Annotated in this window: 12 protein-coding genes; 5 read left to right on the forward strand and 7 right to left on the reverse strand. The window is 73.7% G+C overall.

Annotation, left to right across the window (positions count from 1 at the left end; translation table 11 throughout):
• The first annotated feature begins 34 nt into the window (after window positions 1–34).
• Window positions 35–796, forward strand: coding sequence for a cache domain-containing protein (locus tag FB563_RS38720; protein WP_142219222.1), 762 nt, complete (start codon window positions 35–37; stop codon window positions 794–796).
• A 20-nt stretch (window positions 797–816) separates the two neighbouring features.
• On the opposite strand, the gene FB563_RS38725 is transcribed toward FB563_RS38720, so the two are convergent.
• Window positions 817–1425: a flavin reductase family protein gene (locus FB563_RS38725; RefSeq protein WP_055709707.1), complete on the reverse strand. Its 609-nt coding sequence runs from the start codon at window positions 1423–1425 to the stop codon at window positions 817–819.
• 174 nt (window positions 1426–1599) lie between these two features.
• Here FB563_RS38725 and FB563_RS38730 point away from each other — a divergent pair, with 174 nt between their 5' ends.
• Complete coding sequence (locus FB563_RS38730) at window positions 1600–2475, forward strand: EamA family transporter (RefSeq protein ID WP_244329072.1); 876 nt, start codon at window positions 1600–1602, stop codon at window positions 2473–2475.
• Between the two features lie 378 nt (window positions 2476–2853).
• Here the strand turns inward: FB563_RS38730 and FB563_RS38735 are convergent, their stop codons facing one another.
• The gene (locus FB563_RS38735) at window positions 2854–3504 is read right to left on the reverse strand and encodes an FMN-dependent NADH-azoreductase (protein ID WP_142219224.1); all 651 of its coding nucleotides are present in this window, start codon (window positions 3502–3504) and stop codon (window positions 2854–2856) included.
• 136 nt (window positions 3505–3640) lie between these two features.
• Here FB563_RS38735 and FB563_RS38740 point away from each other — a divergent pair, with 136 nt between their 5' ends.
• On the forward strand, window positions 3641–4033 hold the full coding sequence (locus tag FB563_RS38740) for a winged helix-turn-helix transcriptional regulator (RefSeq protein ID WP_055709688.1): 393 nt from the start codon (window positions 3641–3643) through the stop codon (window positions 4031–4033).
• 9 nt (window positions 4034–4042) lie between these two features.
• The gene (locus tag FB563_RS38745; protein WP_055709687.1) at window positions 4043–4516 is read left to right on the forward strand and encodes a hypothetical protein; all 474 of its coding nucleotides are present in this window, start codon (window positions 4043–4045) and stop codon (window positions 4514–4516) included.
• Between the two features lie 523 nt (window positions 4517–5039).
• Here FB563_RS38745 and FB563_RS38750 read toward each other — a convergent pair.
• Complete coding sequence (locus FB563_RS38750) at window positions 5040–6518, reverse strand: glutamate-cysteine ligase family protein (RefSeq protein WP_055709686.1); 1479 nt, start codon at window positions 6516–6518, stop codon at window positions 5040–5042.
• 243 nt (window positions 6519–6761) lie between these two features.
• On the opposite strand from FB563_RS38750, the gene FB563_RS38755 reads away from it, so the two are divergent.
• Entirely contained in the window at window positions 6762–7865 is a 1104-nt protein-coding gene (locus FB563_RS38755) for a substrate-binding domain-containing protein (RefSeq protein ID WP_055709685.1), read from the forward strand.
• A gap of 12 nt (window positions 7866–7877) precedes the next feature.
• Here FB563_RS38755 and FB563_RS38760 read toward each other — a convergent pair whose 3' ends face one another.
• The 4 genes from FB563_RS38760 to FB563_RS38775 form a co-directional block, all read right to left on the reverse strand.
• Window positions 7878–8588, reverse strand: a complete 711-nt coding sequence (locus tag FB563_RS38760; protein WP_055709684.1) for a sulfite exporter TauE/SafE family protein — start codon at window positions 8586–8588, stop codon at window positions 7878–7880.
• On the reverse strand, window positions 8585–10033 hold the full coding sequence (locus FB563_RS38765; RefSeq protein WP_055709683.1) for an amidohydrolase family protein: 1449 nt from the start codon (window positions 10031–10033) through the stop codon (window positions 8585–8587). Before FB563_RS38765 ends, FB563_RS38760 begins: the two co-directional genes overlap by 4 nt.
• Window positions 10034–10069: 36 nt before the next feature.
• Window positions 10070–11425 (reverse strand): uracil-xanthine permease family protein, encoded by a 1356-nt coding sequence (locus FB563_RS38770; protein ID WP_055709682.1) that lies wholly within the window; start codon window positions 11423–11425, stop codon window positions 10070–10072.
• A gap of 149 nt (window positions 11426–11574) precedes the next feature.
• A complete protein-coding gene (locus tag FB563_RS38775; RefSeq protein ID WP_055709681.1) occupies window positions 11575–12375 on the reverse strand; it encodes an SAM-dependent methyltransferase in 801 nt (266 codons plus the stop codon).
• Between the last annotated feature and the right edge of the window lie 75 nt (window positions 12376–12450).

The following is a 12450-nucleotide window of genomic DNA, read 5'->3' on the forward strand; positions in this document are numbered from 1 at the left end:
CACCGCGTCAGGTTCCCGTCCGCTGGAGGACACCATGGGCCGGAGCCCCGGGCTCGCCACCCTCGAGGTGGAAGCGGAGGCGTGGGTGGCCGCACAGGTCGGCGGCGCGCTGGAGGCCGTCTTCGAGACGGTCGCCGCCACGCGCGCGGAAACCGAGGCCCTGCTCGGCCGGGTGGTCGCCGAGGGCCGTCGCCCCGCCAGCGCCGACCTCGCCGCCCTGCGCCCCGGACTGCATGTGCACCTGACCCGCGAGGAACTCGTCTCCGGCGTCGGCTTCGTCGCGGCCCCCGGTCTGCTGACCGACGTTCCCGCCTGGCTGGAGTGGTGGCAGTCCGGCGCCGACGGCGACGTACGCCCGCTCCTCCTCGACCTCGACCCCGGCCAGTCGGCGTACTCCGACTACACGCACTGGGACTGGTTCGCGCTGCCCCGCGACACCGGGCGACGGGCGGTGGCCGGACCGTACGTCGACTACCTCTGCTCCGACGAGTACAGCCTCACCCTCTCCGAACCCGTCCGGATCGAGGGCCGCTTCGCCGGGGTGGCCGCCGCCGACGTCTATCTGCGCCACTTCGAGACGGCCGTCCTCCCCCTGCTGCGGCGCCTGCCCCGCCCCGCCCGTCTGGTGAACGCCCGGGGCCGGGTCGCCGCCTCCGCCGACCCCGCCCACCTGGCCGGCTCCCTCACCAAGGGCCCGGACTTCGGCGAACTGCTCAGCGCGGCGCGGCCCGGCGCGTACGACGGCATGCGCCTGGTGCCGTGCCGGGGCGTGCCCCTGGTGCTGGTGCTCGCCTGAACCCGAGGAGGCGGTGCGGCTCAGCCCTGGGTGTCCTTCCGGTACGGCACCCGGGCCAGTTCGTGGACTTCGCCGACCGTGCCCCACTCGTTCCCGCCCAGCCTGGACAGCGGCCGCAGCCGCCCGATGTCGGGCCGGCCGTCCACCAGTACGTCCTCGTGGACGGCGGCGTGCACGACCCGGCCGAACACCACCGTCGAATCGCCGAGGCGCAGCGTCGAGTGCAGCGTGCATTCGAGCGCGACCGGAGACGCGGCCACCCGCGGCGGCCGCACGCGCAGCGACGGCTCCCGCTCGATGCCCACGGCGTCGAACTCCCCACGGTCAGGCGGAAAGTCGGTCGCGGTCGCGTTGATCTGGGCGAACAGCGGCTCGGGGGCGAAGTTGACGACGAACTCGCCGGTGTCCTCGACATTGCGCAGCGAGTCCTTGCGGCCCACCGAGGTGAACTGCACGACCGGCGGATCCGTGCAGGCCACGGTGAAGAACGAGTGCGGGGCCAGGTTCGCCGCCCCGCCGTCGGGTGCGAGGGTCGAGACCCAGGCGATCGGCCGGGGTACGACCACGGCGGTGAGCAGACGGTAGAACGCCCTGGCCGGCATGGACGCGGGTGAGTAGTCGATGCGCATGACAGCACGCTAGGCGGTACCGCCGAGGGCCGCGCCACCCGCCCCACCCGTTGATCATCGACGGTCCGTCGCCCTACGCTGCGGGCACAGCCGTACCGGGAGCCGATAACCATCAGCCAGTACCTGACCCCTCGTGCACGCGCCGCGCTCGCCGTCGGCCGGGGGCTCGGCACCGTGCCGGCGCCGGGGCTCGTCCTCGGCGGCATCCTCGGCCTGCAGGGCGGGGCCGCGCTGACGACCCGTCTCTACCCCGCCGTGGGACCGGCCGGCGTGGTGACCCTGCGGCTGGCCCTTGCCGCGGTCGCCCTCACCACGCTGTGGCGGCCCCGGATCCGCGGCGGCCGGGCCGGCCTCGGCACCGCGGCCGCCGCCGGAACCCTGCTCGCCGCGCACCACCTCGCCTACTACGAGGCGGTCGCCCGGCTGCCCCTGGGCGCCGCCACCACCCTGGAGTTCCTCGGCCCCTTCGCCATCGCCCTGTGCGGCTCCCGCCGCGCCCCCGACCTGCTGTGGGCGGGCCTCGCCGCCACCGGCGTCCTCCTGCTGAGCCGCGCCGGTACCACCCTGGACGCGACCGGCATCACCTGCGCCACCGTCGCCGGATGCTGCTGGGCCGGATACATCCTGGTCGGCAAGCGGCTGGCCGGAAGCGCCCCCGACGGCCGCGGCCTCGCGCTGGCCGTGACCTGGGGAGCGCTGCTCAGCCTTCCGTACGGCATCGCGCAGGCGGGCAGCCGCCTCCTGGACCCGAGCACCCTCGCCGTGGCCGCCGCGGTCGCCGTGCTCTCCAGCGTCCTGCCCTACACCCTCCAGCTGGAGGCGCTGCGCCGCCTGACTCCGCGCGTCTTCGGGGTACTGACCAGCCTGGAACCGGCGATCGGCGCGCTGATCGGGCTGCTGTTCCTGGGACAGCACCTCGCGGTGGCCCAGTGGGCGGGGGTCGCGGCAGTGGCGCTGGCTTCGGTGGGGGCGACGCGTACGGAGGAGTCGCCGGGCGGGGTGGGCGGGGCGCCGGCCGTCGATGGTCCCACCCGGGCCGCTGGGGACTGAGGGGCGAGGCTCCCGTGCGGACCGGGAAGGCCGCGCGGCCACTCCGCGTGCGTACCGTGCTGCGCACGAGCGCGTCGCGCGGCGGTGTTGGCCGCGGTCTGCCTGCCAAGTTCCGGGGTGGATCGGCCTCGACGGGCCGCGGGGTGGTGCCGTTGGCCCTGACAACCCACAGGCCACTGCCCACGGACGGGGGGTGCGTGCCGCCCGCCCGGTCACCTCGTCGCCGCCGCCGTCACCTGGCGCTGCGCGCCCTGCCGCTCAGCCACACCACCGTGCTCGCCCCGGCGGCCAGTACGGTCTTCGCCCGCTGAACCGGCTCGGCCGGCGCCGCGCACGGGGCGGCGCCGGGCCGGGGCGACCGGAGCGGGCCGGCGCCGGTCAGGCCGCGAGGCGCTCCGCGAGTTGCTTGGCCTTCGTGGCGGCCTCCTCCAGGGCGCGCTCGCGGGAGGCCTCGTACAGCGGGATCAGCTCGGCCATCGCCGGGTTCTGCGGGGCCAGCGTGAGCTCCGGGACGATGAAATCGACGTCCAGGCCGAGGGCGTCGGCGAGCACGGCCCTGAGGTAGTTCTGCACGTACTCGTATCCCTCGCGCGGGGTGCCCGGCCCGTACGCGCCGCCCCGGCTGGCGACGACCGTCACCGGGGTGCCCTTCGCGGACTGGGTCTCGCCGGCCGTGCGGCCGATGAGGATCACGTTGTCCAGCCAGGCCTTGAGGGTCGAGGGAATCGAGAAGTTGTACATCGGGGCGCCGATCAGCACCGCGTCGGCCTGCTCCAGCTCCTCGATCAGCCGGACCCGCTCGGCGAAGGCGGCGGCCTGCTCCCGCGTGTGCGAGGACGGGTCGGCGAAGCCGGCGGTGTGCGCGGCGGCGGTGATGTGCGGGACGGGCTGCGCCGCGAGGTCGCGGTGGACGACCGTGCCGTCGGGGTGCTGCTCCTGCCAGTGCGCGCGGAACGCCTCCGTCACGGCGCGCGAGGCCGAGGCCTCGGACGGGAACACGGACGAGTCGATGTGCAGCAAGGTGGCCATGATGACTCCAGAAGGAAGGCAAAAGGGACATGGGTGTCCCTGAAACTCAGCGCTGGCTGAGTTTTCGTACAGAACTATGTTTAACATAGGGGCTTATTTTTGTTAGTCCCCTACCTCGGGGCAGTATCCTGATCGCATGGCAGCGGACGTGACCCATGACAGCGCGGCGTGCAAGCGGGTGGACGACGGCATCACGCGTGTCTTCCAGCTGCTCGGAAAGCGCTGGAGCGGCCCGATCGTGGCGGTGCTGGTGGAACAGCCCGCACACTTCGCGGACCTGCGCCGGGCCGTCCCCGGCATCAGCGAGCGCATGCTGTCCGACCGGCTCGCGGAACTCGGCGCGGCCGGACTGGTGCTCCGCGAGGTCGACGAGGGTCCGCCGCTGCGCGTGTCCTATCGGCTGACCGAGGCGGGGGCCGCCCTGGAGCCGGCGCTCCGGGAGCTGGCCGAATGGGCCAAGGCCCATCTGCCGGACGCGCCGCCGTGCCCCGGTGCGGAGCGCGAGCGGGCGGCCGGATCGCCGGCGTAGACCCGGCCCATGGACATCACCGTGCAGTGGGTGCGGACCTTCTGGACCAAGCGGTCACGCGGCGGTACCGCCGCTGCCCGGCGGAACGGGGTGCCCGTGGGATTCCCGTTGCCCGAGGTGCCGTTGGACCGCGCGCACCTCGTGCGAGTGACCGAGCGGAAGGACTTCACGCCGGAGGAGAGCCGGATGGACCTCAATGGCATCCCCATGAGCCTGCGGGAACGCGACGGCACCCTCCGGGTGTTCGCCCACTGCGGGCCGCTGTCCGGTCTGCCGCCCCGGCCCCGCCGGCCTCCGGCGGTGCGGCTGCGGCCGGGCCAGTGGGTCCGCTGGCAGCTCAACCACCGCTACAGCAGCGCTGCCGGGACGGCCGACTGGTCGTACTGGCTCGACACCTTCAACGTCGCCTACGGCCCGGTCGGTCATGAGGTGTTCCTCGGGGAACCGACCGTGCTCGTCGACGAGTGCGGGCCGGTGCGCTAGCCCGCCGGCGACCGCGAGAGGGTCAGGGCCCCGGTCCATCACGCGACACCGGAGGGTGACACCTCTCGGCAGACCGGTCCGGGCACCTGTGCGGCGCCGGACGGCTCGGTGCTCACCGTACGGACCGTGCACGACCGGGATCACGCGCTGCTCGCCGCGGACAGCTCGGTGGGGCACAGCAAGCAGCGCCGCCTGAACGCCCTGCCCGCCGCGCGCACGGAAGCCCCGAGCCCCGAACTGGACGCCGTCGGCCAGAAGTTCATCGCGCGAGGACGCGGCGCACACCGCCGAACTGGCCGAACGCGACCGGGCGTTGAACACCGTGCTCGCGCCGAGCCGTACCGAGCGGCTCAAGGGGCCCGTCATTGACTGGCGAGTCACGGCTGCGGTTCCGACAGCCTCGGTGTCCCGATCGCCGAGCGGCTGACCGACACGCCGCACACCGCGTACGCGAAACGCCCGCAACGACCCGGCCGACCCCACCCGGAGCGCACCCTGCTCGGCGGGCGCTGCCGATCCGGCCTCAGTCCACCGGCCAGGTGTGGGCGGGGGCGTTGAGGTGCATGTAGTCGATGTACAGCTGGGTCATCTGCCGCAGGGCCTCATGGCGGCCGGCGCGCGTGGTGGCGTCGAGGTGGTGGAACATCTCCTTCTGCCACACGGCGCCGTTGCGTGCCGTCACACAACGCTGCTCGATGATGCCGAGCAACGGCTCGCGCCACGCGTCGTCCATGCCGGAGTGCTCGAGGCCACGGTGCGCGAGCGGCAGCAGCCGGCGCAGGACCAGTTCCGGCACCGGCACCTCGCCCATCCCGGGCCAGTACAGCAGGGCGTCGATGCCGCGCCGGGCGGCGGTGTGCAGATTGTCCTCGGCGGCCGCGAACGACATCCGTGACCACACCGGCCGGTCCTCCTCCACCAGGGCCCGGGTGAGGCCGTAGTAGAAGGCGCCGTTGGCGAGGGTGTCGGCGACGGTCGGTCCGGCGGGCAGCACACGGTTCTCCACCCGGATGTGCGGGACGTCGTGGGAGACGGCGTACACCGGGCGGTTCCAGCGGTAGATCGTGCCGTTGTGCAGGGTCAGTTCGCCGAGTTCCGGGATGTCACCGCGGTCCAGGGTCTCCGCCGGGTCCTGCTCCTCGCACAGCGGGAGGAGTGCGGGGAAGTAGCGCAGGTTCTCCTCGAAGAGGTCGAAGACGCTGTTGATCCACCGTTCCCCGAACCACACCCGGGGCCGTACGCCCTGCACCTTGATCTCCTCCGGGCGGGTGTCCGTGGCCTGTTCGAACAGTGGGATACGGGTCTCGTGCCACAGCTCCTTGCCGAACAGGAACGGCGAGTTCGCCGCCAGTGCGACCTGGACCCCGGCGATGGACTGCGCCGCGTTCCAGTAGGGTGCGAACTCCTCGGGGGAGACCTGGAGATGGAACTGCGTGCTCGTGCACGCCGCCTCCGGGGTGATGGTGTCCGCGTAGGTGCGCAGCCGGTCCACACCGTCCACCTCGATGCGCAGGTCCTCGCCGCGGGCGGCGAAGATCTGGTCGTTGAGCAGCTGGTAGCGCGGGTTCTCCGACAGGGTCTCCTCGCCGATGTCCTCCTGGCGCAGGGTGGGCAGGATTCCGATCATGATCAGCCGCGTGCCGGTCGACCTGGCCCGCTCGTCCGCGTGGTTCAGCGCTGCGCGGATCTCCGACTCCCACGCGTCGGGACCGCCCGCCGTCAGCCGCCGGGGCGGGACGTTGATCTCCAGGTTGAAGCGGCCCAGCTCGGTGGACCAGGCGGGGTCGGAGATCGCCTTCAGCACATCGGTGTTGCGCATCGCCGGCTCGGCGTCGTCGCCGACCAGGTTCAGCTCGATCTCCAGACCGACCTGCGGCCGCTCGGACTCGAACCGCGACTCGCGAAGCATCTGCGCCAGCGCGTCCAGGCACGCGTGCATCTTGATCCGGTACCGGCGGCGGTCCTCGCGGGTGAAGACGAGCGCCGGGACGTCACGTCCCATCGGCCCTCCAGGATGCCCCTCGTCGCAGCCCTCCCCACCAGCGTCGCACCAACGCACGAGCCACACCAGGCGCGGCCGGCAGCCCTGGCCGGCGCCACCCGGGGTGAGCCGCGCTCAGGGCCCCGGCCGGTGCGTCCGTACCGGGGTGTGCACAGCGCGTGGTGGCGCCGTCCGGCCGGAGTGCCGCACCGCACGGGCAGGGGGCGGTGGCCCCGGGCAGGCGCAGGTTGCGAAGATGGGCCCATGACCACCTCGCCCGGCGCTCGCCGGCCCACGATCGCCGACGTCGCCGCGGCGGCGTCGGTGTCGCGGACCACGGTGTCCCACGCCCTCAACGGCATCGGCAAGGTCGACCCGCGCACCCGCGAACGCATCAAGAAGATCGCCGCCGAACTGGGGTACCGGCCCAACCTGCGCGCCCAGCGGTTGCGCCGGGGCCAGGCGAAGGCCATCGCGCTGGCGTCCTCGATGCCGTTCGCGGTGGCCGGCGGTCCCTCGCGGCTCGGCTTCTACATGGAGGTGGCCGCCGCCGCGGCCGAGCGGGCCCTCGTCCACGGCTACGCCCTCGTGCTGATCCCCCCGGTGCAGTCGGGATCCGCGCTCTACTCCGTCGACATCGACGGCGCCATCGTGGTCGAACCCGAGGCGGACGACGCCGCCGTGGCCCAACTGCGCGAGCGCGGCCTGCCGTACGTCGCGCTGGGCCGGCCCACCGCACCGGACGACGACGCTCCCTACGTGGACCTGCACGGCGGCAGGGTGGTCGAACTGCTCCTGGACCACCTGCGCGACCAGGGCGCCCGCAGCCCGGCGCTCATCGTCGGCGCGGGCACCCGGCACTCGGCGGTCGACGCCCGCGCCGCCTACGAACGGATCGCCGCCGCCCACGGCCGGCCGCCCATCGTCGCCACCGCCCCGGAGGACGGCGGCGAGCAGGCGGGGTACGACCGGTGTGCCGCGCTGCTCGCGGAGCACCCCGGCATCGACGCGCTGTGCGTGCTCGTCGACGCCTTCGCGGTCGGCGCCGTACGGGCGCTGCGGGACGCGGGCCGCCGTGTCCCCGAGGACGTCATGGTCGTCACCCGGTACGACGGGCTGCGCGCCCGCACCTGCGAACCCCCGCTCACCGCGGTCGACTTGGGCCTGGACCGGGCCGCCGCGGACGCGGTGGAGCTGCTCCTCGCCCGGCTGGGCGCGCGCCCGGAAACAGGCGGGGCGGCCGGGTCGGCGGACACCGGGCCGGCGGACACCGGGCGCGAGGTACCGGCCGCCGCGCCCCGGCTCGTCCCGCGAGCCTCCTCCCTGCGCCGTGCACCGGGCCCGGGCGACGGGGCCCCGGCAACCTAGCGGCCCGCGGGATCACGTCCCGGCCATCAGAACCACGCCCGACACCAGGGCGAAGACAAGGACGAAGGCCCGCATCTTCCGCGCATCCAGGCGCCGGTGCACGAGGCGGCTGAGCCAGGCTCCCGCCGCGAGCGCGGGCAGCAGCAGGAGCGCCCAGCCCATGTCCGCCGGACGACCGCGCCCGGTGACGAACAGCAGGGCCAGCGAGGCGACTTCGCCCACCAGAAAGCAGGCGGCGACCGTGGCCCGCAGCTCGCCGGGCGGCCGGTGCTGGTAGACGAGCGCGAGGGGCGGGCCGCCCACGCCGGTCGCGGTCTCGGTCAGGCCGGTGACGACGCCGGCGCCCAGGTAGGCACCGCGCCCGGGCACGAACGACGGCACGACGAGGCTCACCACGGCCGCCAGCACCGTCGCCGCGCCGACGACGGCTCCGAGAGCGCCCTCGGGGATCGCCCACAGCAGCGCCAGCCCCGCCGGTGTCGCCGTGAGCCGCGCCGCCGTGATCCACCCGGCGCCGCGCAGATCGAGGCTGCGCCGTTCGCGCCAGGCCACGTACAGGTTGAGCGGGATCATCGCGGTCAGCACGAACACCGGCAGCAGCCCCGGATCGAGCAGCCCCGCGACCGGCGCCACGATCAGCGCGAAGCCGAGCCCGCTGGCCCCCTGGACGAACGCGGCCGCCGCGACGGTCAACGCCAGCACCGCGAGCGTGCCGCCGCTCATCGCCGCTCCCCGGGACAGGACATGTCGCCGGCCGGTACCTCGGGGTGCGCCGCCGTCCGGCGCCGTGCCGTCACCGACGTCGGATGGGCCCGTGTCACCCCGGCGCGCCGTACCACGTCGGGGGCCAGTTCGGCGGCCCGGCGGACCAGGGCCGGTCCGTCCCAGTCCGGCGGCCAGCCGCGCCACAGGCGCAGGCGGCCGGCGACGAACACGGCGGTGAGCTGGTCCCGGTTGCCACGCCGGACCAGCTCCCACGGCAGGTCCCAGGACGGTTGCATCTCCGGCCGGTCGAGGTCGACCAGGAGGAAGTCCGCGGCGGCGCCGGGCACCACCCGTCCCGTGCGCCGGCCGAGTCCGACCGCGTCCGCGCCGCCCGCGGTGGCCCGCTCCCACCACGTCCAGCCGGCGCCGCAGGAGGAGTCCCCGCTGGCCAGGCCGTAGGTGAGCCGCTGGGCGAACTCCGCCGCGCCGGTGAGCCGGAAGCCGTCCCCGCGGGTTCCGTCGGTGCCGAGACCGAACCGGATGCCGCGCTCGGCGAAGACGGTCGCCGGGGCGACGGCGTTGCCCTTCCACGCGCTGGCGACCGGGTTGTAGCTCACCGCGGCGCCGCTGTCGGCGAGCAGCGTGACCTCGGCCGGGGTGAGCAGCGTCGCGTGCGCGGCCAGCAGCTGCGGGCCCACGGCGCCCACATGGTGCAGATACTCCAGGGGCCGCAGCCCGTGCCGGACCAGCGAGCGTTCGACGGCGACGAGGTGTTCGTTCACATGGATCTGTACGACGGCGCCCGCGTCGGCGGCGAGCCGCGCCGTCGCGGCCAGCGTCTGCGCGGTCGCGGCCTCCGGCACGGACACGGCGAGCGCGGGACGGACCAGGTCGTCACCGTCGTAGCGCGCCAGGTGCTTCTCGGCGGCGGCGAGCACGGCCTGCGGGTCCGAGTCCGCCGCGGTGCCGTCCGGGACGTCGTTGCAGACGAGCCCCAGCACACAGCGGATCCCCGCGTCCCGCGCGGCCGAGGCCACCACGTCCACGTCCACCGGGGCCCGGGTCCCCGACTCGGCGACCGTCGTGAAGCCGCCCCGCAGGGACTCCAGCGCGGCCAGTTTCGCGGCGACGTAGGCCGACTCCTCGTCCAGGGCCCGCTCCAGCGGCACCCACACCCGGCGGAAGATCTCCGACGGCTCCCCGAAGGCCAGGGCGCCGCCGAAGCTCTGCGTCAGATGGTGGTGGGCGTCCACGAAGCCCGGCGTCAGCGCGTGCCCGGGCAGCCGGAGCGGGCTCAGCGAGGGGTGGGTCCGGACGAGCCGCTCGACCGGGCCGACGTCGTCGAACACGCCGTCCCGCACCACCACCGCGTGCAGCTCCAGCGGGCCGTCGGGGGTCAGCGTCACGTCGGGGACCAGCAGCAGGGCGTCGTCGCGGAGCCGGTCGGGGGTCAGGTCGGTCATGCTTCTCCGTTGTTCGAGGGGTGGCGGTGCGGGAGTTCAGGCACGGGCCGCCGGGTCCGGCGCCTCGGCCGGCGCGGCGGCACCGGTGTCCGCCGCACGCCGCCCCAGGTGGTGGAAGACGACGTTGAGGACGGCGGCGACGAGGGCGCCCACGGCGACCCCGCTCTCCAGCAGGATCCGCACGTCGGACGGGAACCCGGCGTACACACCGGGGACCAGGATCGGCAGCAGCCCCAGCGCGAGCGCGACCGCGCAGGTCATCGTGGCCGTGTGGTCCTCCAGCCGGGCGCGGCCGAGCATCTGCACACCGAGGACGGTGATCACGGCGAAGACGACCATTGCGGCGCTCCCGACCACGGCCGGCGGCATCGCACTGATCGCCCGCGCGACGGGGGTCACAAAACCGAGGACGACGAGGACGACGCCCGCGGCGGCCGTGACGTACCGGCTGCGCACTCCGGTGACCCGCACGATGCCGATGTTCTCCCCGCTGGTCACCATCAGCGGCAGCCCGAAGCAGCCGCCGAGCAGCGAGGTCAGAGCGTCCCCGCGCACCGTGCGCGGCACGTCGGTGCGGACGTCGATGTCCTTGCCGACCGCCTCGGCGTTGATGACGGTCTGCCCGGTCGCCTCCGCCATGGACGCCAGGCTGTACAGCATCAGCGGCAGCGCGGCCAGCAGGTCGAACACGGGTGCTCCGAACGGCAACGGCCTGGGCATGCCGACCAGGTGACCGGAGAGCGCGGAACCCGGGTGGACCTGGCCGAGGGCTACGGCGAGGGCGGTGCCGGCCGCGAGGCCGAGCAGGACGGCGAGTTGCCGCAGGACACCGCGCAGCAGCCGGGTGAAGCCGACGATCAGGGCGATGGTGGCGGAGGCGAGCCCCAGCCGGGGCGGATCCGCGAAGCCGGGCGTGCCGGGCTGCCCGGTGACCAGGAGTGCGCCGACCTTCACCAGGTTGACCCCGACGATCACGATCATCGTGCCGATGACCAGCGGCGGGAAGAACCGCAGCAACCGTGCGAACAGCGGCAGCACCAGGAAGGTGAAGGCAGCGGTGAGCAGCACCGCACCGGTCGCCGTGCGCAGCCCGTGCGCCTGCGCGATCGACAGGAAAAGGATCAGCGGCGCACCGCCCGGGAGCATCACGAACGGCAGCCGCGGCCCGAACTTCCAGGGGCCGAGGGACTGGACGAGTGAGCCGATCCCCGACAGCAGCAGGGCCGCCGAGAGCAGGTCGGCGGTGATGTCGGGGCTCAGCCGGAGGGTGGCGCTCATCAGGAAGATCGCGGAGATCGGGGTCGCCGCCATGACGAGGACGTGCTGGACGCCGAAGAGCAGGATCCGCCCGAGGGGGCGGGACTCGTCGACGGGATGTACGGGTCTGGACACGTGCGGGCTCCGTTCGGCTCGCTCGGTTCAGGCCTCGACGATCCGGTCGTGGACGGCGACCAAATCGATGCGGCCAAATCGATTTGGCCGCCAGTATGGAGCCGCCGACGGGGGGTCGGTCAAGGGGGTGGAACCGGCAGTTCCCGACTTCAGGCGCTCTTGCGGGCCACGCCTCCGTAGAAGCCGATCGCTTCGGAGCCGGGCGGCGGTGTGGTGTCCGGGCGCCAGAACGGAACCTGGGTCAGGCCGGGCTCGACCAGTTCGAAGCCGTCGAAGAATCGCTCGACCCGGTCGCGGGAGCGCAGATTCATGGTCGCGGTCGCGCTGTTGTACACGGCCTCGGCCTCGCTGCGGTCGTCGGCGAAGTCACCCGTCGCGTGCGAGAGCACCAGGAAACTCCCGGCCGGGAGCGCGTCACGCAGGGTGGCCACGATCCGCTCGGGCTCTTCCGCGTCGCGGAGGAAATGGAGAACGGCGACGAGGCACAGGGCTACCGGCCGGTTGAAGTCGATGACCCGGCGGATCTCGGGGTGATCGACGACGGACTGCGGATCGCGCAGGTCGGCGAGCACGATGCTGGTCGTGCCGGCCCGGCTGAGCAGCGCGTCGCCGTGCGCCTTCACGATCGGGTCGTTGTCGACATAGGCGACGCGCGTGTCCGCGGCCACCTCCTGGGCGACCTCGTGCACGTTCGGCGAGGTGGGCAGCCCGGTGCCGATGTCGAGGATCTGCCGGACGCCGCTGCCGATGACATGCCGGACCGCCCGGTGCAGGAAGGCGCGGTTGGCCCGCACGGAGATCCACACCTCCGGCGCCGCCGCGGCCAGCTGCTCGCCCGCGAGCTGGTCCACCTCGTAGTTGTCCTTGCCGCCCAGGAGGTAGTCGTAGATCCGTGCGGGATGCGGCTTGCTGGTGTCGATGTGCACGGCCCGGCCGCCGTCCTGAGTCACGCTGTGCTCCTCTCCCGGCCGTCACGGCCTCGGTCCCGCAAACGGTTGGCCAAAGCTTCCCATATCAACTACCGG

The organism is Streptomyces puniciscabiei (genome assembly GCF_006715785.1).
Classification (GTDB): Bacteria; Actinomycetota; Actinomycetes; order Streptomycetales; family Streptomycetaceae; genus Streptomyces; species Streptomyces puniciscabiei.